This is a genomic window from Anaerococcus martiniensis (genome assembly GCF_043187485.1).
In the GTDB taxonomy this organism is placed as follows: Bacteria; Bacillota; Clostridia; order Tissierellales; family Peptoniphilaceae; genus Anaerococcus; species Anaerococcus martiniensis.
The window spans coordinates 800,879-825,666 of record NZ_CP171106.1 but is presented as its reverse complement, the minus strand read 5'-3'; the positions used below and the strand labels follow the sequence as shown (position 1 = coordinate 825,666).

Below are 24,788 nucleotides of genomic sequence, written 5' to 3'. Positions count from 1 at the left end.
CAGGATAAGCTTAAAACTAAATAGCAAACAATATTTCCAGTCAAGAAAGAAAGGGCGCAAGGTGGATGCCTTGGCACATGAAGACGAAGAAGGACGTAAGTGAACGAAAACTAGGGTAAGCTCACAACAAGCAATGACCCCTAGGTCTCCGAATGGGGAAACCCGGCTGTGGAAGACACAGTCATCCTATGGTGAATACATAGCCATAGCGAAGTAAGACCCTGCGAACTGAAACATCTAAGTAGCAGGAGGAAAAGAAAGAAAACTCGATTTTCCAAGTAGCGGCGAGCGAAAAGAAAGAAGCCCAACCCAGTAAGAAATATATTTTTTAGCAGAATCATTTGGGAAGATGAACCAAAGAAAGTGACAGTCTTGTAAGCAAAAGAAAATATATTGTGGGGGCAAGTAGCAGTGAACACGAGAAATTTGCTGTGAAGATAGGGGGCCCATCCCCTAAGGCTAAATACTAACATGTGACCGATAGCGAACAAGTACCGTGAGGGAAAGGTGAAAAGAACCCCGAAAGGGGAGTGAAATAGAACCTGAAACCTTGTGCCTACAAGCAGACAGAGGGCAACAGCCTGATGTCGTACCTTTTGTAGAATGGGCCAGCGAGTTATCATATAAAGCAAGGTTAAATCTTTAAGAGATGCAGCCAAAGCGAAAGCGAGTCTTAATAGGGCGAAAGTTAGATATGATAGACCCGAAACCGGGTGATCTATCCATGGTCAGAGTGAAGGTGAAGTAAAATTCACTGGAGGCTCGAACCGGGTGCGGTTTAAAACGCATCGGATGAACTGTGGATAGGGGCGAAAAACCAAACGAACCCGGAGATAGCTGGTTCTCCTCGAAATAGCTTTAGGGCTAGCCTATGATTAAAGATTTGCGGAGGTAGAGCACTGACTGGCCTAGGGCGGTCTACCGTACCAAAGCCTATCAAACTCCGAATGCCAAAAAATCAGATCATGGAGTCAGACTTAGAGGGATAAGCTCCTAAGTCGAAAGGGAAAGAGCCCAGACCGACAGCTAAGGTCCCAAAATCTGAATTAAGTGGAAAAGGATGTGAACCTACTAAGACAACCAGGACGTTGGCTTAGAAGCAGCCATACATTTAAAGAATGCGTAATAGCTCACTGGTCAAGTGGGTTTGCGCCGAAAATGAACGGGGCTAAAATTCAGTACCGAAGCTTCGGATTGATAGAGAATTTAAAATTGCTAGACCTAACCCAATTTATGAAATAAATTGCAGGTAGGTCAGCCGTCAGACTTTCCCAAGAGAGCAAAGCTCGATTGGCAAGAAAGTTACGGCGCTCATCAACCTAAGAAAATAATGAGAAAAAGGTAAAACTTAGACGGAAATATTAACAATACAATCAAGATAAACGAGTTATCAACTAATTAATTACGCAAAATCACAAGTAAAAGGTAAGTTGAAACTACGATTATCACCGAAAACAATCGCATATATTAATATATGTAACTGGTTAAAACGTCAAAGTATTTACCAGCAATTTTAAATACTCTATCAGTGGTAGAGGAGCATTGTATTAGGGAAGAAGCCCAAGCGAAAGCAGGCGTGGACTTAATACAAGAGAGAATGCTGGCATGAGTAGCGAGAAGGAGTGTGAGAATCACTCCCGTCGAAACCCCAAGGACTCCTGAGCAAGGCTCGTCCCCTCAGGGAAAGTCGGGACCTAAGGCGAGGCCAAAAGGCGTAGCCGATGGATAACAGGTTTATATTCCTGTACCGCTTAAAGTCGCTATAGAGAAGTGATGACGCAAGAGGATAAGCTAAGCTGCCCGATGGAAGGCAGTCTAAGCACAAAGACTGATTAGTAGGCAAATCCGCTAATCCCAAGGTCAATGTGTGATAGGTATCGAAAACATGAGTAGAGAAGTAGCCGATTTCAAATTGCCAAGAAAAGTCACTATCAAGACCAAAGCGCCCGTACCAAAACCGACACAGGTAGGGAGGTAGAGAATACCAAGACGCGCGGAAGAACCTTTGTTAAGGAACTCGGCAAAATGTCCCCGTAACTTCGGGAGAAGGGGAGCCATAGCGATATGGCCACAGAAACCAGGCCCAAGCGACTGTTTACCAAAAACACAAGTTTCTGCAAAATCGTAAGATGAAGTATAGGAGCTGACACCTGCCCGGTGCTGGAAGGTTAAGGGGAAGGCTTAGCGAATGCGAAGGCTAGAACTTAAGCCCCAGTAAACGGCGGCCGTAACTATAACGGTCCTAAGGTAGCGAAATTCCTTGTCGGGTAAGTTCCGACCCGCACGAAAGGTGTAACGATTTGGGCACTGTCTCAACAAAGGATCCGGTGAAATTGTAGTAGTCGTGAAGATGCGACTTACCCACGCTAGGACGGAAAGACCCCGTGGAGCTTTACTGTAGGCTGATATTGGATTTTGAGATTAGATGTACAGGATAGTTGGGAGGCGATGATACGTGCACGCCAGTGTGCGCTGAGCCATCCTTGGGATACCAACCCTCTAATATCAAAATTCTAACATTGACCCTTAATCAGGGCAAAGGACATTGTCAGTTGGGCAGTTTGACTGGGGCGGTCGCCTCCTAAAAAGTAACGGAGGCGTTCAAAGGTTCGCTCAGAATGGACGGAAACCATTCGTAGAGTACAAAGGCAAAAGCGAGCTTAACTGCGAGAGATACAGCTCAAGCAGAGTAGAAATACGGACTTAGTGATCCGGTGGCACCGCATGGAAGGGCCATCGCTCAACGGATAAAAGCTACCCCGGGGATAACAGGCTTATCTCCCCCAAGAGTCCACATCGACGGGGAGGTTTGGCACCTCGATGTCGGCTCGTCTCATCCTGGGGCTGAAGTAGGTCCCAAGGGTTGGGCTGTTCGCCCATTAAAGAGGCACGCGAGCTGGGTTCAGAACGTCGTGAGACAGTTCGGTCCCTATCCAGCGTGGGCGTAAGAAATTTGCGAGGACCTGTCCTTAGTACGAGAGGACCGGGATGGACATACCACTGGTGTACCAGTTGTTCCGCCAGGAGCATAGCTGGGTAGCTAAGTATGGAATTGATAAGTACTGAAAGCATCTAAGTACGAAGCAACCCTCAAGATAAGATTTCTAAAAGTACGTAAAGAAAATACGTTAGATAGGTCCAAGGTGTAAGTGCAGTAATGCATTAAGCTAATGGATACTAAACTTTAAATCTTGACTGGAAATATTGTTTGCTATTGAGAGTCCTATCCCATTTTAGCAAAGCTAAAATGATGGAAGGACCTCGTTCAGAATGTCCCAAGGTGCGAAGCAGCTTGGATGACATTTACGAACAGTTTAAGGGTCATAAAAATATACTGACTCAAACTTAAGTTGGAAGCGTCGGCTCCGTTAGCCAAATCAAAGATTTGGACTGCGCGACATTTGACCTACCAACGAAAACAAGTTTTCGGGTTAGGTCAAGAAAATATAATATGGTGATGATGGCATGAGGGATACACCTGTTCCCATACCGAACACAGAAGTTAAGCCTCATTACGCTGATGGTACTCGGAGGGTAACCTCCCGGTAGAGTAAGAAATCGCCAAATATTTAGAACTAGTCAAGTGACTAGTTCTTTTTTATTAACAGGATACACCTAACACGAAAACCCGCTTTTTTCAAAAGCTCTTCCGCCCTACCGGGCTAAGTTTTCGGCATAAATATGCCAAATCAAGGCATATTTATGTATACCGAACACAGAAGTTAAGCCTAGCAACGCCGATGGTACTCGGAGGGTGATCCGCTAAAACCCGTTTGCCATTGCAAACTCATTCGTGCTATCACACTAAGTTTTAGCCTTAAACATGCCAAATCAAGGCATGTTTAAGCCCGGTAGAGTAGGAAGTTGCTAAATAAGACAAGCCCGTCCGGCTAATGGAGGACCCTCCATGGAATGGTCGAGCGAAGCGAGAGACTTAGTCTTTTGACTAAGTCTTTTTTAGTACAAAAAATATACACCTGTCACTAAAAGTCGCCTTCTACGAAGGCTTATCCGCGATCCCGCGCTACTTTCCGGGGCAAATGATGGTGTCTGAACTCCTGGACCCAAATCAAGGCATATTTGCCTATACCGAACACAGAAAACAAGCCCATCCGGCTCATGAAGGATCCTCCACGGAGTGGTTCACCGAAGGTGAAAGCCTCATTACGCCGATGGTACTCGGAGGGTGACCTCCCGGTAGAGTGTTAAATGTGCATTGATTTTGCACATTTAACCCCAAAATGAGCCACGGTAGTGGCGGTAAATTAGCGAAGCTAATGAGTTTTGGTAGAAATCGTCAAATAAGCTAGAGCTAGTCGAATTACTAGTTCTTTTTTTGTACTGATAGATTTTTTTCTAAAGATTATTATTTTAACAATTAAATATTATTTAAAATTATATATAAATATTAAATATATTATATCTTTTGACATATTTATACATACGTGATAAATTATATGTGATTACATATATAAATAATCCATTTTGGAAAGTACACTTATTTATATATGCTTATAAAAAATTGGTGATTAATGATTATTATAGTTCAAAAAGTTAGGTTTTGCCTAAAGTACACCTTTTTGAAGTGTTCTTGGCGTACCTAGATCTATACTATAATGAGCATTAATTTTTTTATGCCTAATTTTAATTTAGGAATTGGAGGTTTTTATGATTCGTTCTTATGAATGTATTGATAATCCTGAAAGACCTATTGAAAACAATGAAATTTTAACTAATCCAAAACTTATGGCAGATTATGCTAAAGATGGAAGGTATGTTTCTCTACCAGTTGTTCCTATGATTCCGGTTTGCTTGGGTGTAAGTTTTCAAAATGGGCGTACTGCTTATCCTATTTATGAAAATATTAAGGATATAAAACTTGATATGGACTATAGTAAAGCTGAGTATTTGTCTATGATTGAGGCTCTAGATATTTTAGGAGCGGATAAAACTGTAATTGAGATTAGGGGTCCAATTTCTGTCCTTGATAATCTTATTGGTGCTACTAACGTTATGAGGGCTATGAGAAAAAAACGTGAAACTCTAATAAGTCTTTATTCCAAGCTTACTTATATATATATCGATTACATAAAAAAAATGCTTGATATGGGTGTGAGGGTTTTTAGCTTTACTGAGAGTATTTTAAGTCCAAAGGTTTTGGGGCCTCGTGAAGTTGCTAACTATGTGGATGATTTTTTACTTAATTTTTTAAGAGAAATTGATAAATTAGCAAATGATTATGATTTTACATTGCATCTTTGTCCAAAGTCTACTTTTGCAATAATTGACTTGGATAAGGGTTTTTTAGAGCCTATAGAACTTAATAATCAAAAAAAATACATTGATATATTATTTGATAATTTAAGTACTCTTATGGGGGATAGGTGTATAAACTTAGCTGATAAAGAATTTAAGAAGGTAAATAAAATAGTTTTGAAGGAGGATTAAATGCCAAGTAAAGAAGAATATTTTGATAAGATGGCTGAGATGGTCGTAGAAATGGAGGATGAAGAAATAGCTGATCTTTGTAGACAATATTTGGCTGAGGGCTATGACCCAAAAGAAGCAATTTTTAATGGCCTTATTAAAGGAATGAATGAAGCGGGAAAACTTTTTGAAGAAGAAGAATATTATATATCGGATATATTAATTTGCTCAGATGCTATGGATAATGGCATCAATGTCCTAAAAGAAGAAATTGATACTAGTCAGGAAGATAATATAGCTAGTGCCGTTATAGGAGTTGTTGAGGGCGATACTCATGACATTGGGAAAAACCTGGTAAAATTGATGCTTGAAACAGCAGGATTTAAAATAATTGATTTAGGTAAAGATGTGCCGGTAGAAACATTTGTAGACCAAGCTATTTCTAATAATGTTGATTTTATAATGATGTCAACCCTTATGACTACTACAATGGGAAATATGAAAAAAGTTATAGATTTATTAAATGAACGAGGTATCCGTGACCAATTTAAGGTAATGATTGGCGGAGGTCCAGTATCAGAAAGCTTTGCCAGAGATATTGGTGCAGATGCTTATAGTGAAAATGCTAGTGAAGCTGTAAAAGTAGCGAAAAGCCTTATTGGCAAATAGAAATCTGATGAAAATAAAAATTAATAAGCAAAACAAAGAAATATTATCCCATGGGGAAAATATTTTATCCAGCCTTATTGAAAATAAGGTAGACATAAATAATTTTTGCAATGGCAGGGGAACTTGCGGTAAGTGCAAGGTGAAGATTCTAAAAGGTAATATAAGTTCTCTCCGTTCCGAAGAAAAATCACTATTATCCCCTGCTGAACAAAATGCAAATATAAGGCTAGCATGTCTTACATATCCAAAAACTGACATTGAAATATCTATAGAAAGTAAAAAATCTGATATAAAAGTTCTAGACCAAGGTCAAATACCTAAATTTAAAATGGACTATAGGACTGGTTTTGGACTTGCCCTAGATATTGGAACCACCACTCTAGCAATGAACTTAATTAATCTATCAAATGGTGAAATCCTAGATAAGAAATCAAGTATAAATCCTCAAAGCAAATATGGTTTGGATGTCATGACTAGAATTACCTATGAATATGAAAATGAAAAAGGAATCCTTCATTTAAAAAATGCCATAGTAGATACCATAAATCAAATGATAAAAGAACTTTGCCAAAACAATCAAGTAACAGGAGAATCTATTAAGCAAATGCTTGTAGCAGCTAATACCACAATGCTACATATGTTATTGGGAAAAGATGCAAGATCTTTAGGAAAATATCCTTATAAGGCAGAATTTTTAAGTACACAAAGACTTTTGGCTAATGAAATAGGCATAGACTTAAAGGCAAGACTGATTACCCTAGCTAATGTATCCGCCTTTGTAGGAAGTGATATAGTTGCAGGAGTATATTTAACAGATTTAAAAAATAAGAAGAATACCCTTTTTATAGATATAGGAACAAATGGAGAAATTGTTTTAAAAACAAAAGATAAACTTTATTGTTGCTCCACAGCTGCAGGACCTGCCCTGGAAGGAATGAATATAGAATGTGGAATGCGAGCAGAAAGTGGTGCTATAGAAAGAGTCAAAATAAGTGATGAAAAAATTTTTATTGAGACAATAGGGGATGAAGAGGCAAAGGGGATTTGCGGTAGCGGATTATTAAGCACTGTTTCGCAAGTAGTAGCAAACGAATTTGTAAATAAAAGAGGCCGCATAGTTGACCCAGACAAACTAGCAGCCAATGATTTTAGAAAAAAATATATAAAAGAAAATCATGAAAAGGGAAGAATCATAATTTTAGATGAAAAATCTAAAATATATTTAAGTCAAAAAGATATAAGGCAAGTCCAACTAGCCAAGGGAGCAATATTATCAGGCTTTGTGACCCTATTAAAAGCTGAAAATATGGAAATATCAGATTTAAACTCAGTAATAATAGCAGGAGGCTTTGGTAGCCATCTTAAAAAGGAAGACATAATAGGAGTAGGAATTCTACCAAAAGAAGCTGAAAATATGATAACTTATGTAGGCAATTCATCCTTAATTGGTGCTTATATGGCCTTGATGAATAACAAAATAATAGATCAGATAGAAAATTTATCAAAAGAAATCTATTATGTGGAGTTATCCACAACAGAAAATTATGAAAGAACTTTTGCAAAATCAATGCAATTTAATTAGGAGAAAAATATGAAAAATTTAAAAAAATATCTACTAGGATTTGCACTAATAACAACACTTACACTAACAGGCTGTAGCAATCAGGCTGATACACAAAGCAAGGAAGAGACCAATACAGAAAGCAACCAGCAAGCAAAAGCTACTACTAATGTAGAGATTACTATTAAAGATACTGTAAATGACAAAGAAATTTTAAGCCAAGAGGCCCAAATAGATGAAAATGGATTAGAAGATTATTTGGAGAAAAATCATAAAGCAGTATTTAAAGATGGAATGATGACAGAACTAGAAGGCATAAAGCAAGATGAAGAGCAAAATCAATACTGGATGTATTATGTAAATGATCAAATGGCTGAAGTAGGCATTGGTGATTATCAAGTAAAGGATGATGACAAAATAGAATTTAGATTTGAACAAATGTAGATGGATACTAAAAAACTAACAAGACTAGCAGGTCTTTGTGCTATATGTGTATTAACAAGGATACATTTTACCCTGATACCAAATGTTCAAATACTTTCTGATATTATTTTAATCCTAGCTATAAATGGCAAACTAGATGAGTCCCTTATAGTTAATGCTATAACTATGACTATCACTAGTTTTTATTTAGGTTTTGGATATTGGGTTTTATTTCAGATAATAGACTTTGGGATTTTAGCTATCTTTAATTATTTTTTATTTAATAAAGTTAATTTAGTTAAAAATGATATGAGTAAGGCTCTATGCCTGGGTATATCGGGATTCATATATGGTTTTTTAATAACACTTATGCAAGTCTTTTTGATAGACGGTAACAAATTTTCATTTATGGCCCTATATGTAGGATCTATTCCATTTGATATAAATCATATGCTGGGTAATGTAGTTATTTACTTAATCTTAATTAGAAGATTGGAAAAATATATTACTGGGGAGCAAAGTTTAAAAAAGATAGGTTAAGGAGGTGGAAATGAATAAAGAAGAATTAAAAAAAGAGATGGAAAATTACAGGCCAGAAATGACCTCAAATCAAAGATTAAAAGCATATTTTGATGGACAAAGAGTTGACCATTTGCCATTTAATATTATGAGTTTGGATGTAGTATATGGCATGAACATGGGCTATAGCTTAAAAGAAACAGCTGATGTAGATAATCTAATAAAAATTATTGAAAAAAGAAGTGATGAATATAAAATTTGTGGAATTTCTGAAGGACTTAATCTGCGAGCTATGGGTTATGCTTTAGGAACCACTGGAGTTTTTCCAGAAGATGACACCGACCATGTAGACCATTATCTCTTAGATGAAAAACTAGATATGGACTTACTTGAAATCCCAGATCCATATACAAATACAATATTAAAAGCAAAATTAGAAAATGCAAGAAAATTAAGAGAACGATTCCCAGACCATCCAATATCAACATTTGTAGCAGGTCCAATGTCCACTGCCGTGGCGCTAAGACCTATTAGTAAATTTTTAAGAGACTTTAGAAAAAATCCAGATGGGGTTAAGGAGCTTTTGAATTTTTGTGTAAGAGCAAATATGGCTTGGGCTAGCGCCTTTAAAGAAGAATTTGGTCCAGTTAAGATAATGATTGCAGATCCAGTAGCTTGCGATGACATACTAAGTCCAAAGCAAGTAGAAGAATTCTCATACCCATATTTAAAAAAAATGGTATCCAGCCTGTATAAACTAAATACTATAAAGCCTGATCTTCATATCTGTGGTCATACAAGTAGACAATGGGAAGACTTAAAAGAATTCGACATTGAAGCTTTTAGTGTTGATAATTGCCATGATTTAGCAGAATGCAAGCAAGATATAGAGGAAAAATTAGCCTTAATAGGCAATGTACCTCCTGTCGAAGTTATGAGAAATGGCAGCATAGACGATGTAATAGAGGCTGTTAAAACTTGCATAAAAAAAGGTGCTGATAATAAAAATGGATATATTTGCGCAACAGGATGCGGGACACCTGCTGGTACACCAAAAGAAAATATAGATGCCTTTATATATGCAGTTAGAAAATACAGTAAGGATGCAGTGATTGGACAAATGCCAGAGGCTGTTTGCCAGTAAAAACAAGGAGGAGAAATGAATAAAGAAGAATTAGCAGAACTGATGAAAGATTACAAGCCCGAGATGACCTCATCAGAAAGAGCTGGGGCCTATCTAAGTGGCCAAAGAGTAGACCATATTCCATTTGCCATTATGAGTACAAATAGGATAATCGCAAATGAATTAAATTACACCATAAGAGATATGGATGATGTGGATAAACTATCAGATATTATCCAGTACAAATACGATCATTATAAAATGGTTGGCTTAACAGAGGAGTTAAGTCTAAGAACAATGGGCCATGCCCTGGGTTCTAAATTAGTTTTCCCAGAAAATGACATCGATTACATAGAAAAATTTCTCATGGATGATGAGCTTGATATGTCTTTATTAGAAATCCCAGATCCATATACAAACGAGGTTTTAGCTCCAAAACTTCAGAGAGCTCGTATACTTAAAGAAAGATTTCCTGATATGGGCATTGAAACTGAAATACCAGGACCGATTACAACAGCAGCAGCAATCAGGCCAATAGCTAAGCTTTTAAGAGATTTAAGAAAACAACCAGATAAGGTAAAAGAACTTTTAGAATTTTGTATTAAGGCAAATATGGCCTGGTCACAAGCATTTAAAGATGAATTTGGGCCTAGCAGTGTTATGGTAGTAGACCCAGTTGGATGCGATGATATATTAAGTCCAAAGCAAGTTGAAGAATTTTCTCTACCATATTTAAAAAAACAATTAAACCTATATTACCAATTAAATGGAGTAAAGCCAAACTTACATATATGTGGCCATACTAATAAACAATGGAAGTACTTTAAAGACTTGGATATAGATTTTTTCAGTGTTGATAATTGCGAAGACCTTGAAGATTGTAAAAATGTTATAGAAGATGAATTGGTAGTAGTGGGGAATATTCCACCAGTAGAAGTTATGCTAAATGGTAGCATAGATGATGTAATAGCATCTGTAAAAACTTGTATAAAAAAAGCTGCTGATGCAAAAAGTGGATATATTGCAGCAACAGGTTGTGGTTCACCAGTAGGTACACCAATAGAAAATCTAGATGCATTTATATATGCAATTAGCAAATATGGCAAAGATGCCAAACTAGGAGAGATGCCGCAAGCGATTAATGATTAGGAGTAATTATGGAAAATAAAAAGAAAGTATCTGGTGGATATGCCCTAATACCTTTTTTGGTATTCATAGTTATTTACTTTGTAACAGGTATTATTTTACAAAACCAAGGTGTAGAGATGGCCTTTTATCAAATGCCTGCACCAGTTGCAGCCTTAGTTGCAGTTATAGTGGCTTTTGTAATGTTTAAAGATGATCTTAACACTAAGTTTGCAAACTTTATTGCTGGATGTGGAAATGAAGATATTATATCTATGTGCTTAATATATTTACTGGCAGGTGCATTTTCTGCAGTTGCAGAAGCCAGTGGTGGTCGTGATGCTGTAGTAAATCTAGGTTTAAAATTTATACCTCCTAGCCTAATTATTGCTGGTATTTTTGTTATATCTGGTTTTATGGCTACAGCAACAGGTACATCAGTTGGTACAGTTTCATCACTTACCACTGTAACAATTGAATTAGCCCAAGGAGCTGGTCTAAATATAGCCATGAGCCTTGCAGCTTTAGTAAGTGGATCTATGTTTGGAGATAACCTATCCATTATTTCTGATACAACTATAGCCTCTACAAAAACTCAAAATGTAAGCATGAAAGATAAATTTAGGATGAATATAAAAATAGCCCTGCCGGCGGCTATTATTGCAATAATTTTGTTTATATTCTTAGGTAGACCTGATTCTGCTGTAGATATTCCAACAGGACCTGTAGAGATAATAAAAGTATTGCCTTATCTACTTGTATTAATCACAGCCTTAATTGGTATTAATGTATTTGTTGTTTTAACAAGCGGTATTTTATTTTCAGGCATAATAATGCTTTTTCAAAATGGATTTGATTTATTAGGATTATCAAAATTAGTATATGAAGGATTTACATCTATGACTGAAATTTTCCTATTATCAATGATGATAGGGGGCCTATCTTATATGGTAAACAAAGAAGGAGGCCTAGATTTTATAAACGATAAGATTTTATCCTTTGTTAACAGTAAAAAAACAGCTGAAGTTGGTATATGTATGACAGTATTTTTTATGGACCTTGCAATTGCCAATAACACTGTATCAATTGTAATCTCAGGACCAATTGCAAAAAGACTTTCAAATGACTATAAGGTAGATCCAAGAAGGGCGGCTTCTTTACTAGATATATTCGCATGTGTGGGGCAAGGACTTATCCCTTATGGAATCCAATTATTAGTAGCAGCTAAATTTACCGAAGGATTACTAGCACCGGTAGATATAATGCCATACCTATTCTACCAGTACTTACTGGCTGCTTTTGCAATACTTTCTATTTTTGTTAGATATGCAGAATCAAAAGACCCATGGAATTATGAGCACGATATGCCAGAAAGTCAAGTTTTAGAATTAGCAAAATAAAGCCAGCATAAATTGGCTGCACCCACAAACACGGGATAATTTAATAATATTTTTAAACGGAATGTAATCTGTAATCAGCAGGCGACATTCCGTTTAATTTTATCTTTATCCTGATTTTTTTGCAGAATTTGACATAACCTTATTTTTTAATTGCTTGTAACTTTTAAATTCTATACCATAGTAAACTTCTTGTTTGAGTATATAAAAGAGTTATCCATTGGTAATAAATATTATATCCTCTTATTCTAAATTCTGTCGCATCTGTTAATCATAGCTAGTTACATTTATAAAAAAGACTTGACAAACATGGTTTACAGTTGTAAACTGATACCAAGCACAAAGTTTACACGTGTAAACAACAAGGAGGATAAGATAATGAGCACAATAGTAGTTGACTCTCATATCACAGACGCTGAATGGGAAGTCATGCGCGTAGTTTGGGCGAATGGTCGAGTAACTAGTAAAAAAGTTATCTCCATATTGAAAGAAAAAATGGACTGGACACAATCCACTATCAAAACAATCTTAGGCAGACTAGTTGAAAAAGGTATGCTAACTACGGAGCAAGAAGGAAGAAAATTTATCTATACTGCCAATATTGAAGAGAAAGAAGCTGTAAGAGATTATACAGATGATATTTTCAACCGTATTTGTCGAAAGAAAGTCGGGTATGTAATAGGAAACATAATTGAAGATCATGTCTTAAGCTTTGATGATATTAAGCGACTCGAAGAAATATTAGAGATGAAGAAAGCTAACGCAGTAGAAGAAGTGGAATGTAATTGTCCAGAAGGACAATGCAAATGTCATTTACATCATCATTAAGCATAAGGAGAAATTTAAAATGAACAATAACAACAAACATTCATCCCACAGTCACCATAATCATGGCGACATGGATAACTCAAAACACAAGCACGAAACCACGGAACAACATAAAGATCATAACGATCAACATCAAGAACATCATGCTGGGCATGATCACAGCGGGCACAGTGGGCATGACCACCATCATCACGGAAACTTTAAGGAACTATTCTTAAAGTCATTACCACTAGGAATCATTATTATGCTCTTATCCCCTATGGCTGGGTTTGACCTACCATTCCAGTTTACTTTTCCATATTCTGATATTGTAGTAGCTATTTTATCTACTATATTAATTATTTATGGTGGACGTCCATTCTATCAAGGGGCAGTTGACGAATTTAAACAAAAAGAACCTGGAATGATGGCTCTCGTTTCTTTAGGTTTAAGTGTTTCATATTTATATAGTATTTATACTGTAATAGCAAGCTACGTAACGGGTGAACACGTGATGGACTTTTTCTTTGAATTTGCATCATTACTATTAATCATGTTATTGGGTCACTGGATTGAGATGAAAGCTATTGGAGAAGCAGGAGATGCACAAGAAGAACTGGCTAAGCTAGTACCAAAAGATGCTCATGTAGTATTAGATGACGATTCAATTGAAACACGTCCAGTTGCTGACTTAAAGGTAGGTGATTTAATTCGAGTTCAAGCTGGAGAAAATGTGCCAGCAGATGGAACTATCGAGCGTGGCGAATCACGTTTAAATGAAGCCCTTTTGACTGGGGAATCTAAATCAATTAAAAAAGGTCCTGGCGATGAAGTGATCGGGGGCTCAACAAATGGAGAAGGTGTTCTTTATATTAAAGTACTTGAGACAGGTGATAAGTCCTTTATATCTCAAGTACAAGATTTAATCAGCCAAGCTCAAAGTCAACCTTCTCGTGCAGAAAATATTGCTCAAAAAGTTGCGGGATGGCTGTTCTATATTGCGATAACTGTCGCACTAATAGCTTTTGTAGTATGGACGCTTATAGCGGACATCCCAACGGCAGTAAAATTTGCTATCACAACATTAGTTATAGCTTGTCCGCACGCATTGGGTCTGGCTATTCCATTGGTCACCGCCCGTAGCACAAGCTTAGGAGCCAGTCGTGGCTTACTAGTAAAAGACCGTGAGGCTTTAGAAATAGCTCAAGATGCAGATGTGATGATTTTAGATAAAACGGGTACTTTAACAACTGGTGAGTTTAAAGTATTAGATGTAAAACTTCTTAATGACAAATATACAAAAGAGGATATCACTGCATTATTGGCAGGTATTGAAGGTGGGTCTAGCCACCCAATTGCTCAATCAATTATTAGTTTCGCCGAACAGCAAGATATAAGTCCAGTATCATTTGATTCAATTGATGTGATTTCCGGTGCTGGGGTAGAAGGTAAAGCCAAGGGCCATAGTTACCAATTAATCAGCCAAAAAGCCTACGGACGTAATCTGGATATGGATATTCCAAAAGGAGCAACTCTTAGTGTCTTAGTAGAAAACGATGATGCCATTGCTGCTGTAGCTTTAGGGGACGAATTAAAACCAACTAGTAAAGAGTTAATAAAAGCCCTTAAAAAGAACAATATAGAGCCAATTATGGCAACAGGTGATAATGAAAAAGCGGCTCAAGGCGCAGCAGAAGATTTAGGGATTGAATATAAAGCAAATCAATCACCACAAGATAAATATGAGTTAGTAAAAGAACTTAAAGATGAAGGAAAAAAAGTTATCATGGTAGGTGATGGTGTCAATGATGCCCCTTCTCTTGCCATGGCAGACGTTGGTATAGCTGTCGGTGCTGGAACTCAAGTTGCACTTGATTCAGCTGATGTCATATTGACTCAATCTGATCCAGGAGATATTGAATCATTCATTGAATTAGCACACAAAACAACTCGTAAAATGAAACAAAACCTCTTTTGGGGAGCCGGCTATAACTTTATAGCTATCCCTCTAGCTGCGGGAATTTTGGCCCCTATTGGCTTCACATTAAGTCCAGCAGTAGGAGCAATTCTAATGTCTGCGTCAACAGTCATAGTTGCAATGAATGCTATATTATTAAGATTAGACACAAAGTAAATTGACGGTTAACATATCTAATAATTGAAGCCCCTTAACTATAAAAATACTATAGTTTATAAATACCTGGGTTTATCACACCTATTTGTATAATCTAAAATCAAATACACTAAGAAGGATCTATCCCTTATGGAATCCAATTACTAGCAGCTTTTGCTCTTATTTCTATATTTATTAGATATGCAGAATCAAAAGACCCATGGAATTATGAGCACGATATGCCAGAAAGTCAAGTTTTAGAATTATCAAAATAAAACAAAGATAATCCAGATAAGCCAAGCTTGTCTGGATTATTTTTTCTAAAATGTGTACGATATTAAAAGTGAAATTATTTTTATTAAAAATATTTAAATGTCGTAGATTTTAACTTGTTGCAGGCATAAAAAAAGGGAGGCTTATATGGATTTAAATCTAGTAAGGCAATTAGAAAATGATTTTGACAATAATATTGAAGACTTATTAGATGGGAAAAATCACTTTATTTATAATGAGGCCAACGCTGATTTTTTGTATTACAACCAGGATAAGCTTGCTATTAATTGTGTGGGTAATTCTTTATTGGTTCGTTCTTCTGATAAAAGATTATTGGATGAATTAGAAGAAACTTATTTTGATTTCCCAGCTGCTTGGTTTATGGAGATGGACAATATTTTTAAACTACAAAATATTTTAAAAAAGTATGATATGTCTTTAAAAAATATGGGTCCTATCATGGCTCCTAGGCCTAGTTTTACAAAACTTGAAAGTGATTATGAATTTAAAAGGATTGATAAACAGGATTATAATAAATTTAAGGGTTTAGTTAAATTTGCCTTTTCATTTGATGAGGAGATATTTGATGACCAGCTTGTCCTATCATATTATGATGGTGAAAAGCTGATTGCTATTGCTGGGGCAAGTCGAAATTCAAAATATTTGTGGGATATTGGCGTTGAGAAATTTGATTTTTCTCCTAAATACAGAGAAGTTACTCCAATTTTGATAAATAATTTAGCAGTACTAGCACAAAAAGAAAATCCTGATATTACTGTCATATATACTAGTCAGTTTTCTCATGTTAATTCTATAAATCTTGCAATTAGAGCGGGTTATCAATTAGCCTTTTCTTTTATTCTTGGTGGATAAATTAAAAAAGAATCCCATTTGGGACTCTTTTTTAATTTCCTAATTCATGGTCACTTAGGGTTGTTTCTGCTGTAAGCTTGTTGCCTTCTAATTCTTTAACTTTTGGTTTAAGGCTTAGGGCAAATTTTTTAAGTAGCTTAGTCTCTTTATCTATTTCAACTTCTATAGTTTTTTCAATCTGATTTTGCTCAAGATCACTTACATTAATTATATATTCTTCTTGGATATATTTAATTATATCCATAGCCTTATCTTTAATCTCTAATTTGTAAAAATCAGCATTCTCACTAACTTCTAGCTCATCTTTCATATCCATTATAGCTTGGACTAGGCGGTGGTAGTCTGGTTTTATGTCATAGGATTCAATTTTGACATCTGAAACACTTGTTTCTTCTTCTCCGGGTTGTCTTTCTAAAATCATGGCACGGCTATCATCATTTTCAACAAATTTTATTTCTTGTAGGTAGCCATTGCTCAATTCTTTTTTAGTATCACCCTTTATAATATTTTGATTTTCATCATAAACTGGATCTGCAATAAAGCTTGCTTTTTTGTTCTATCTGGATATGTATCTTCTATATTTGTCTGCATATGAACTTTTATTACTTTATCATTTTCGTTTTTGATTTCTTCGAATAACTTGTCTTTATCTATGGATGCTTGATCTAACTGATTTTCATCATTTTCTTCATCTTGCTTTTCTTCCGAAATTTTTAAGTCTTTATTATCAACTTCTTCTTTTTCTTTATCTTTGGGAACTTGATTGGATTCTTTATTTTCAGTAATTTTTTCCCTTTTATCTGTTACTTCATTTTCGGCTTCTGAGACAGTCGATTCTTTTTCTACTTCTGGATTTGAAGATGTTTTTTGATTGTTACATGCTCCTAAAAAGCTAAGGGATAATAAAAGTAGTAAGGCCAACTTTATTTTGTTTTTCATATTTTACTCCTTTCAATTCAAGGGAAACCTTACAACAGATAAAGTGATATGTTAATTATATTCTATATACTTTAATGTATAAACTTATTATTTCTATACCCGGATTAAATTTTTTTAAGCATTGATTTTAATTTTCACTAAAATAGGCATAAAAAAAGGCGATGTATTTCTACATCACCTTTAAGATCTTTATTTTATGAAGCAAATGAAACTGTTGTTACTATTCCATTTTCAACGTCGATTTTTAGGGCTAGGCCTGAATCTTTAACTTTTTGGTAATATTCAACGAATTCTTCTTTTGAGAAGTATTCTGGTTCTGCAAGTCCACCAACAGCTTGAAGGGTTACATTATCGCTAAGCTTGAAATTGTAAGATGCACTTTCATATTTTTCAGCACTTTCAAAATCTTCTGGATTTACTAAATAGTCAATAGTGCCTTCAACAGTTAGAGTGTCGCCTTCAATTTTTAGATTTGCAAGATATGGAGAATTGAATTCTTCGTCACGCTCTCCATTTTTTGATGCTGCCAGAGTAGAGAAATATAGTCCATCACGCTCTTCGTATTTGATGTCATTATTTTCTTGGCTTTGCTCTTGATTTGATGCTTGGGCTTCTTCTTCTTTTTTTACATCAATTGTTGAATCTTTTTCTTCCTTTTTACCTGCAGTTTGTGAGTCTTTATTTTCAGTTTCTTCTTCTTTGTCAACAGATTCATTTTCTTCTGCTGGTTTGTTATTTTCACTATCTTCTTTTATTGATTCATCGATTATATCTTTGTTTTCTTCGCTTGCTTCTGTGCTTACGGCTGTATTTTCAGCTGCACTTGATTCAGGAGTTCCTGAGTTTGTACATGCGGCAAGGCTAACGGCCATGAAAGCTGCAAGTAGTGTTTTGTTAAAAGTATTAATTTTCATTTTAATCCTCCTTAGCTTATTTTACCCTTTTTTTAGGAAAAATAAATCTAAAATTGATAATTTTTAATTTTGTTCACCAGAAACCATCATCAATTCATATAAAATCCCTTCTCTTACTTCTATAAAGAGAGCCTCTTGTTGATCCTTGTTTTCATTGTAGTATTTTATAAAATCTTCTGGGCTATGCTCACTTATGTCTTCACGGCCAATTCTTGAGAAAAAGTTAGAATTGTCGTTGACTTTAAATACGCTTATTTGATTGTCAATAGGGATTGTTCCTTCTTCAGATCGCATAGGCTCAGCATAGTCCAAAGATCCCTTTACAATTAAATTATCCCCTTGAATTTCCATGTCGTAAACATTTGCCCAAGATCCGTCTGCTTCTCTTTCGCCTTCTCTGCCAGGGATTAGACTTGTAGTATAAGATCCATCATCAGTTAGATTTACAGCTTCTGGGATATTTATTTCTGTATTTTCATCAGAACTTTCTTCATTGTCAGTAATTTCTTCTGGATTTTGATCGGTGTTTTGAGTATCTTCTTCTGTACTTTCAGCTTGTTGCTGGGCTTGATTTTCTGGGGAATTTGTATCTGCGGGATTTTCATTATTTGCACAAGCGGTAAAACTTGTAAACATAAGTGCCGCTAGCATTGTACTTTTCATTTTCCTAAATTTCATAAAATCCTCCTTAAAATATCCTTCAAATTATTTATATAAAATCTATACTATGATTTGTAACCCAGATTTACCACTATTGCCTTTCCATCAAGTACTTCCACGAAAAGAGCAATTTGTTTGCCCTTAGTTTCCTCAAAAATTTGCTGGAATTCTTCTTGGCTGTGATTTTCTTGGGTGTAAGTATCTTGGACTTGGAATGAAGTATCTTGGTCAATTGTAAATACATTTCTTTGCTCATCTAGATTTTTAATGTCATCATCAGATTCACCACTTGCTATAAATTGCAAAGGACCCTCTATAGTTAGAGTGTCATCTTGGATTTTAAGGTTGTAATCCTGATATTTCTCACTACCTTCTTTACCTGTATCAAAGCTTGCAATATAAGTACCATCTTCAGTAAGATTTACACCACCTATATTGCTTTTATCACTTTCATCTTGATTTTCTGTAACATTTTCGCTTTGAGATTCATCTATTTGTTGCTGATTTTTACTAGATTCTTGCATAGTATTATCATTAGCACCTTGATTCGAGCAAGAAGCCAAGCTAGCAACGATAATTGAAGCAAAAACTACATTTCTAAATTTTTGTAAAAGCATACCCTCCTCCTTCAAATGATAAATACTATCAACCTTTTATTACAAAAGATATACCCGCTTTGCAAAAAAAGTTAACTAGTAATTTTTCAAGGTAAAGTTTTATTATGGTTAAAAAATGCAAAAGTAGTTAATTTCTATCCTTTATTTTTCTATTTTATGTTTATTATTAACGCACAAATATTTTACAAGTATTTTACATTGATTTGAAACTAAATTTATAAATAATAATTAAAATGTACACATAATAATTGATAAAGGAGAAAAATGTGGTCAATATAAAAAAATTATCAAATCTTGCTCTAAGTATACTTATGTTAGCAAGTTTTAGTGCTTGTGGTAATAATCAAACCACCACAAATGATAACGCTTCTGATTCAACTACTCAAACTGTAGAAACTAATAATACAGATAATAAAGAATCAAGTGAAGTAGCTACTGAAGATAATAAAGAATCATCTGAAACTACTAAAGAAAATAACGGAGAAGTAACTACAATTGAGTACTGGCATGTAAACGCCGAAACTCAAGGTGGAACAACTGTTGAAGAACTAGTAAACAAATTCAATGAAGAACATGATGATATCCAAGTAGTAGCTAGATTTAACCCAGATATGTATAAAGGGCTAATGCAAAATTTACAAGCTGAGCAAGCAGCTGGTAAGACACCTGATATTGTCCAAGTTGGTTGGGCTTTTCTTGAATACTTCTCAAATAACTTTGAGTATGTGTCACCACAAGATGCAATCGATCAATACGCACCAGATGACAAAGACTTCTTAACAGAAAATTTCTTACCTAACGTTCTTGATCTAGCTGTAAACAACAATGGAGACCAAGTAGGCATTCCATACTCTCTATCAAATCCTGTATTATATATTAATAGAGATTTAATGCAAGAAGCTGGCCTAGGCGACAAAACTCCACAAACTTGGGAAGAAATTAGAGAATATGCAAAAATAGTAACTGAAAAAACTGGAAAATATGGTTTCTATGAGCAAGAACCAGCTGACTTCTGGGCTCAACAAGCTATGATTGAATCAAATGGTGGAAAAATGATTGAACTAGAAGACGGAAAACCAAAAGCTGCTTTTGCAACAGAAGAAGGCTTTGAAGCTATGCAACTTATGGCTGATATGCTAAATGAAGATAAATCAGCAGCTCATCTTGGATTTGATGAAGGTCTTCAAGCCTTTACTAATGGAGAAATAGCTTTGTACTACACAACAATAGCGAAAAGAGCTGCAGTAGAAAAAGGTGCTCAATTTAAAGTAGAAACAACACTTTCACCAACATTTGGAGATAAAGAAAGAAAGTTACCTGCAGGAGGATCAATGCTTGCAATCACAGCAAAAGATCCAAAACAGATTGCAGCTGCATGGGAATTTGAAAAGTTCCTTTATAGCGTAGAATCAATGGCAGCTTGGACTGAAGGAACTGGATATGTTCCTCCAAGAAAAGGTGTTGATGAAGATCCAAATGGACTTAAAGATTTCTTAGCTGGAAATGAACTCATGAAACCAGCTATAGAACAAATGCCATATGTAGCACCATGGGCTTCATTCCCAGGTGATGCAGGACTACAAGCTGAACAAATGCTTCTTGACATGAGAGATAAAATATTTGGCGGTCAACAATCAGCAAAAGATGCAATGACCCAAGCTCAAGAGGAAATTAACCGCATAATGGAGTAAAAAATGAAAAAACTTAAACCATATATATTAATGCTTCCGGCATTACTTGCTTTTGCAGTATTTGTCTTCGCACCATTTCTATATACCTTGTATTTAAGTTTTTTCGATTGGAATATGATTAAACCTACAAAGCAATTTGTAGGTTTATCTAATTATACACTTGTATTAAGTGATCCAATTTTACGAAAAATTTTTATAAATACATTTATTTATATAATTATTATGCTTTTGATGAATTTTGTCATTCCCTATATATTAGCCTTTATATCCCGTTTTATGATTAGTAAATTTCAAAATTTCTATAAAAAAGCATTCTTTCTGCCTTCTATATTGTCACTAGTTATAGGTTCAATACTTTTTGTCTGGATTCTAAACCCAGTAGCAGGACCTGTGGCAATCATTCTTAAAAAGATAGGACTTGCTATGCCAAATTGGTCAAAAACTGATGGTTGGGTAATAGCAGGGCTATCATTAATAGCTTCGTGGAAGAGTTTTGGATATAACTATATTGTTCTTTTGGGAGGAATATTGGGAGTAGACACTTCAGTAATAGAGGCTGCAAAACTAGAAGGAATTAGTAATTTTAAATTATTTACTGACATTGTAATACCAATGTCATCAGCAACAGGTATTTATGTCCTAATTACATCAATTGTTCAAGGACTACAATATATATTTACGCCGATAAAAGTGGTTACTCAAGGGGGGCCAAACTATGCTTCATCAAATTTGATTTACCAATCATATCATGAGGCTTTTGTGTATTATAGAACTGGAGTAAGTGCAGCTTTATCTATGATAACTATGCTTATTTTTGCTGTTTTATTATTCTTAGAATATAAATATATAGAAAAAGGAGTATATTATGAAAACTAAAAATGAATGGTTAACTCATCTAATTTTATTAATTTTCGTAATACTCATGATATTCCCAATAGTTTTTGCAATTTCAAATTCTTTTAAAACTATGCAAGAAAGTGCAAATAACATTATGGGCATTATCCCAGAAAATCCTACATTAGATTCATTTAAATATGTAGCTGAAAGACTTCCAATAAAAAAAATAATAGGCAATTCATTTTTTATTTCAACAACAGTTACTATATTTAAACTTGTAACTAGCGTACTAGCAGCATATGGTCTAGTTTATTTTGACTTTAAAGGTAAAAATATTATCTATTTTCTAATGCTTATGACAATGTTTATACCATTTACAGTAACAATGGTTCCAAATTATCTAATGATCTCAAAACTTGGATTAGCTGATAAATTAATAGGGGTAGCTCTACCTCAGTTTGCTGATGTGGCAGGTATATTTCTAATAAGACAGGCTATGAGAACCATCCCAAAATCATTAATAGAAGCTGCAAAAATGGATAATATATCCGATTTTCATATTATGAAAGATATACTTTTTCCTATTGTATCTCCAGCGGTAGTATCATCTGGCATAATGTTTTATATAAATTCGTGGAATGAATTTGTATGGCCAACCTTGATTTTAAAATCACGTGATAATTTTACTCTGCCACTTGCTTTACAAATGTTTATGTCTGCAGAAGGAGGAACTGATTTTCCTATTGCAATGGCGGTGTCAGTTATTACTATGAGTTTACCAATTGTTCTATATCTAATTTTCCAAAGATATATTATAGGAACCTATGCAAGTTCAGGAGTAAAATAGATGAAAGAAATTATATTTGATAATGTAGAAAAAAGATATGGGGACAATGTAGTAATACCCCATCTAAATTTAAAAGTAGAACCAGGTGAAAGAGTAATATTACTTGGTCCATCAGGCTGTGGAAAATCAACTACCCTAAGAATGATTGCAGGTCTTGAAGAAATTTCAGGCGGGAAATTAATCATGAATGATAGAGTAGTTAATGATGTAGCTCCTGGTGATCGCGACGTTTCCATGGTTTTTCAAAATTATGCCCTTTATCCTCATATGACTGTAAAAGAAAATATAACTTATGGTCTAAAAGCTAATAAAGTTGATAAAAGTGAAATTGAACGTAGGTTAAAAAATGTTTTGGATATGCTAGCTCTAGAAGAATATAGCGATAGAAAACCAAATCAATTATCCGGTGGTCAAAGACAGAGAGTTGCACTTGCACGTGCAGTTGCTAAAAACTCATCCTATCTTTTATTGGATGAACCACTTTCAAACTTAGATGCTCAACTAAGGCTTCAAGCACGTCGTGAATTAGTCAGACTTCATGATAATTTTAACATGACATTTGTATATGTAACCCATGACCAAGTGGAAGCTATGACAGTTGCTCAAAAAATTGTTTTAATGAATGCTGGCAAAATTCAGATGGTTGGTAGTCCAGACGAAATTTACAACAATCCGTCTAATGTATTTACTGCTAAATTTATTGGTTCGCCTCCAATGAATGTATTCCTAGTATCTTTCGATGGGGGAGATTTAATTTTTGATCAAGAACGTAGAATTAAAGTAAAAGAAGAATTGTTACCATCAATTGATACAACTCCTAATAAAAAATATTACCTAGGAATTAGACCAGAAAACATAAAATTAGTAGAATCAGACACAGAGAACAGTTTAAGAGTTAAGGTAAAATATCTTGAAAACCTAGGTTCCATAACTGCTTATTATTTTGACTTGGCTGATGCAACTGCATGTCTTACATCAGAGAATCACTCAATAAGAACGGGAGATGAAATAAATATAGCTTTTCCAGAAAAATCTATTAATCTATTTGACTATGATAGTCAGGAAAACATTACAAGGAGATAAGATGATTTATATAAGCACAAATATGTACAAACCAGAAAGTGTCATGAATGTAACAAAAATCCTAGATCATTTTGATAAAGACCAAGTAGGAATTGAATTATTTATTTTCAATAATTCAGAAGATTTCGTTAGCGAAGTTAATGATAATATAGAAAAGTTAAAAGAATATTCTATCACTTTTCATGGACCATATTTAGAAACAGACCACAGTGCTCCTAAAGGAAGCGACTTATATAATAGAACTATTGAACTTTATAAGCAATCATTAGAATTTGACAAATTACTTAATCCTAAATATATAGTTTTCCATACCAACAATAAAACTATAGAGGGCAAAGAAGAAATGATAAAAAATGCCTTTGAAAACTTGGATGAAATTAAGGGCTGGTCTCAAACACCATTAGTAATAGAAAATGCAGGAGTAAGAAAAAATTCGCTATTTGATGAAGAAGAATTTATAGAAACTCTAAGAATTAGGGAAGAAAATGCACTAATAGATATTGGTCATGTAAAAGCCAATGGTTGGAATTTAGAAAATATAATTGAAAAACTTTCAGAAAAAATTGTTTCCTACCATATTCATACAAATGACGGACTTCATGATCAACATTTAAGTGTATCGGAAGATTACGATGAATTAAAAGATTTTGTAAATTTATACAAAAAATATACACCAGATGCAGATATAGTTCTTGAGTACAATGCAACTTATGAAGGCAAAGAAGATATAGTTGTGGAAGATATTAAGCAACTGCTTGAATACTTAAAATGATCCCCAATAGAAAAATCTCTTTAAGAAACGAGCTTATATGAGCTCGTTTTTTAATTTACTTATTAAAAAATCCTTATAGACAATAAGTGACCTAAATGGTATAATAAGTTTTACCACA

The 24,788-nt window shown here is 34.9% G+C and carries 21 protein-coding genes and 2 rRNA genes; 18 read left to right on the top strand and 5 right to left on the bottom strand.

Translation table 11 applies throughout. The features are described from left to right. The first annotated feature begins 38 nt into the window (after positions 1-38). The 13 genes from ACF3NF_RS04120 to ACF3NF_RS04060 all read left to right on the top strand — a co-directional run bounded on the left by ACF3NF_RS04120 (position 39) and on the right by ACF3NF_RS04060 (position 16,310). Positions 39-3,199, top strand: a 23S ribosomal RNA gene (locus ACF3NF_RS04120). 251 nt (positions 3,200-3,450) lie between these two features. Next, positions 3,451-3,567: ribosomal RNA gene (gene rrf, locus ACF3NF_RS04115) — 5S ribosomal RNA — on the top strand. A gap of 1,101 nt (positions 3,568-4,668) precedes the next feature. Beyond that, the gene (locus ACF3NF_RS04110) at positions 4,669-5,448 is read left to right on the top strand and encodes a uroporphyrinogen decarboxylase family protein (RefSeq protein WP_394022287.1); all 780 of its coding nucleotides are present in this window, start codon (positions 4,669-4,671) and stop codon (positions 5,446-5,448) included. Further along, a complete protein-coding gene (locus tag ACF3NF_RS04105) occupies positions 5,449-6,096 on the top strand; it encodes a corrinoid protein (protein ID WP_394022286.1) in 648 nt (215 codons plus the stop codon). A 7-nt stretch (positions 6,097-6,103) separates the two neighbouring features. Continuing rightward, positions 6,104-7,678: an ASKHA domain-containing protein gene (locus ACF3NF_RS04100; protein WP_394022285.1), complete on the top strand. Its 1,575-nt coding sequence runs from the start codon at positions 6,104-6,106 to the stop codon at positions 7,676-7,678. A 9-nt stretch (positions 7,679-7,687) separates the two neighbouring features. Continuing rightward, a complete protein-coding gene (locus ACF3NF_RS04095; protein ID WP_394022284.1) occupies positions 7,688-8,101 on the top strand; it encodes a DUF4430 domain-containing protein in 414 nt (137 codons plus the stop codon). Beyond that, positions 8,102-8,620: a hypothetical protein gene (locus ACF3NF_RS04090; RefSeq protein ID WP_394022283.1), complete on the top strand. Its 519-nt coding sequence runs from the start codon at positions 8,102-8,104 to the stop codon at positions 8,618-8,620. It abuts the gene before it with no gap. Positions 8,621-8,630: 10 nt separating this feature from the next. After that, positions 8,631-9,743, top strand: coding sequence for a uroporphyrinogen decarboxylase family protein (locus tag ACF3NF_RS04085; protein ID WP_394022282.1), 1,113 nt, complete (start codon positions 8,631-8,633; stop codon positions 9,741-9,743). Between the two features lie 15 nt (positions 9,744-9,758). Further along, a complete protein-coding gene (locus ACF3NF_RS04080; RefSeq protein WP_394022281.1) occupies positions 9,759-10,871 on the top strand; it encodes a uroporphyrinogen decarboxylase family protein in 1,113 nt (370 codons plus the stop codon). Between the two features lie 8 nt (positions 10,872-10,879). Continuing rightward, positions 10,880-12,247, top strand: a complete 1,368-nt coding sequence (locus tag ACF3NF_RS04075; RefSeq protein WP_394022280.1) for a Na+/H+ antiporter NhaC family protein — start codon at positions 10,880-10,882, stop codon at positions 12,245-12,247. A gap of 375 nt (positions 12,248-12,622) precedes the next feature. Beyond that, positions 12,623-13,072 carry a CopY/TcrY family copper transport repressor gene (locus ACF3NF_RS04070; RefSeq protein ID WP_394022279.1) on the top strand — a complete coding sequence of 150 codons (450 nt, stop codon included), beginning with the start codon at positions 12,623-12,625 and terminating at the stop codon, positions 13,070-13,072. A gap of 19 nt (positions 13,073-13,091) precedes the next feature. Next, entirely contained in the window at positions 13,092-15,185 is a 2,094-nt protein-coding gene (locus ACF3NF_RS04065) for a heavy metal translocating P-type ATPase (protein WP_394022278.1), read from the top strand. A gap of 399 nt (positions 15,186-15,584) precedes the next feature. Further along, positions 15,585-16,310 (top strand): hypothetical protein, encoded by a 726-nt coding sequence (locus ACF3NF_RS04060; RefSeq protein WP_394022277.1) that lies wholly within the window; start codon positions 15,585-15,587, stop codon positions 16,308-16,310. Between the two features lie 31 nt (positions 16,311-16,341). On the opposite strand, the gene ACF3NF_RS04055 is transcribed toward ACF3NF_RS04060, so the two are convergent. The 5 genes from ACF3NF_RS04055 to ACF3NF_RS04035 form a co-directional block, all read right to left on the bottom strand. Continuing rightward, positions 16,342-16,788, bottom strand: coding sequence for a hypothetical protein (locus ACF3NF_RS04055; protein WP_394022276.1), 447 nt, complete (start codon positions 16,786-16,788; stop codon positions 16,342-16,344). 20 nt (positions 16,789-16,808) lie between these two features. Further along, positions 16,809-17,249 (bottom strand): hypothetical protein, encoded by a 441-nt coding sequence (locus ACF3NF_RS04050; RefSeq protein WP_394022275.1) that lies wholly within the window; start codon positions 17,247-17,249, stop codon positions 16,809-16,811. A 194-nt stretch (positions 17,250-17,443) separates the two neighbouring features. Continuing rightward, positions 17,444-18,163 (bottom strand): hypothetical protein, encoded by a 720-nt coding sequence (locus tag ACF3NF_RS04045; RefSeq protein WP_394022274.1) that lies wholly within the window; start codon positions 18,161-18,163, stop codon positions 17,444-17,446. A gap of 63 nt (positions 18,164-18,226) precedes the next feature. Next, positions 18,227-18,841 carry a hypothetical protein gene (locus tag ACF3NF_RS04040; protein ID WP_394022273.1) on the bottom strand — a complete coding sequence of 205 codons (615 nt, stop codon included), beginning with the start codon at positions 18,839-18,841 and terminating at the stop codon, positions 18,227-18,229. A gap of 47 nt (positions 18,842-18,888) precedes the next feature. Continuing rightward, positions 18,889-19,440: a hypothetical protein gene (locus tag ACF3NF_RS04035; protein WP_394022272.1), complete on the bottom strand. Its 552-nt coding sequence runs from the start codon at positions 19,438-19,440 to the stop codon at positions 18,889-18,891. 266 nt (positions 19,441-19,706) lie between these two features. On the opposite strand from ACF3NF_RS04035, the gene ACF3NF_RS04030 reads away from it, so the two are divergent. The 5 genes from ACF3NF_RS04030 to ACF3NF_RS04010 are packed head-to-tail and all read left to right on the top strand — an operon-like array spanning position 19,707 to position 24,670. After that, positions 19,707-21,131 carry an ABC transporter substrate-binding protein gene (locus ACF3NF_RS04030; RefSeq protein ID WP_394022271.1) on the top strand — a complete coding sequence of 475 codons (1,425 nt, stop codon included), beginning with the start codon at positions 19,707-19,709 and terminating at the stop codon, positions 21,129-21,131. A gap of 3 nt (positions 21,132-21,134) precedes the next feature. After that, positions 21,135-22,007 (top strand): carbohydrate ABC transporter permease, encoded by an 873-nt coding sequence (locus ACF3NF_RS04025; protein WP_262123241.1) that lies wholly within the window; start codon positions 21,135-21,137, stop codon positions 22,005-22,007. Continuing rightward, on the top strand, positions 21,997-22,815 hold the full coding sequence (locus ACF3NF_RS04020; RefSeq protein ID WP_394022270.1) for a carbohydrate ABC transporter permease: 819 nt from the start codon (positions 21,997-21,999) through the stop codon (positions 22,813-22,815). The genes ACF3NF_RS04025 and ACF3NF_RS04020 overlap by 11 nt, the downstream gene beginning before the upstream one ends. Next, positions 22,816-23,898: an ABC transporter ATP-binding protein gene (locus ACF3NF_RS04015; protein ID WP_394022269.1), complete on the top strand. Its 1,083-nt coding sequence runs from the start codon at positions 22,816-22,818 to the stop codon at positions 23,896-23,898. It abuts the gene before it with no gap. A 1-nt stretch (position 23,899) separates the two neighbouring features. Then, a complete protein-coding gene (locus ACF3NF_RS04010) occupies positions 23,900-24,670 on the top strand; it encodes a sugar phosphate isomerase/epimerase family protein (protein WP_394022268.1) in 771 nt (256 codons plus the stop codon). Positions 24,671-24,788: the final 118 nt, after the last annotated feature.